Here is a 931-nt window from a genome sequence, read left to right as displayed (position 1 = left end):
GCCGCGCGCCGCGGCCACGCCGCCCGGGCCGCGCAGGTCGGCCAACCGGTCCTGCAAGCGCTCGCGCAGGCGGATCGCCCACGTTTCCTCCAGGCCATCGACTGCGACCTCGCCCAGGTCGATCGCCAGTTCGTCGATGCGCCACACCTCGTCGGGCGCACAGGCCTCGTCGAACAGCTCGTCGACGATGCGCAACGCCGGGCCCTGCATGAACGCGGCGAGCCGCGATTCGGCCTCGTCCGCGGGCAGGCCGGCGTCGAAGTCGACCTCGACGTGCAGGTGCTCGATCAGGTGCGCGTCAGGCATGGCCTTGCATGAAGGGCTCGTCGCCCTCGCCTCCTGCGTCGTTGTTGTCGCCCGGCTGGCGCAGGAACGGGATCACCCGGCAGGCCGCCCCATCGGCTTCGGCGGCGAGGTGCGCATCGTCGGGCGCCGCCGCCAGCGACTCGCGCGCCGCCAGCCACACGACCCAGCAGGCCTCGAAGCGCTGCATCGCGTCGGGCTCCAGCCACAGGCACTGCAGCGACAGGTGGGTCGGGCAGTTGATGCGCAGCGTGTCCTGCGCGAAGCGGCGGAACGCCGGCTGGCGTGTGCGCGTGGTCCAGCCGGGCATCAGTACGGTGATGCGCAGCGCGTGGAAACCGGCCTTCAGGTTCAGCGCCGCATGCGCGCGGCCACCGGGCGCGAGCGGGCGCAGCAGCACGTGCTCGACGACGTGCATGCCCTCGCTCTCCTGCTGCAGGTGCAGCAGGAAGAGCCGCAGGCTGCCGGCGGCACGGCGCGCCGCCGGCGCATCGCTGTGCTCGCCCAGGTCCCACCAGCGGCCGTCTTCGTCCGGCCCGAGCAGCAGCCGGTGCGGCGATGCGGGCGACGCACCGGCCGGCGCCAGCAGCCGGTAGCGGTCGCGCCACAAGCCCGCCCGGAACAGGGC

The 931-nt window shown here is 73.8% G+C and carries 2 protein-coding genes; both read right to left on the bottom strand.

All coding sequences use genetic code 11. The features are described 5' to 3' along the window. A partial coding sequence (locus ACXJLU_RS33445; RefSeq protein ID WP_457338022.1) for a contractile injection system tape measure protein occupies nucleotides 1–306 on the bottom strand: 306 nt, incomplete at its 3' end. Then, nucleotides 299–931: hypothetical protein (locus ACXJLU_RS33440; RefSeq protein ID WP_457338021.1), on the bottom strand; the 633-nt coding region annotated here is incomplete at its 5' end. The genes ACXJLU_RS33445 and ACXJLU_RS33440, both read right to left, overlap by 8 nt.

It is taken from the genome of Rhizobacter sp. P5_C2 (genome assembly GCF_054049715.1).
The sequence above is the reverse complement of the archived record's forward strand: the minus strand, read 5'-3'. Positions and strand labels throughout refer to the sequence as shown.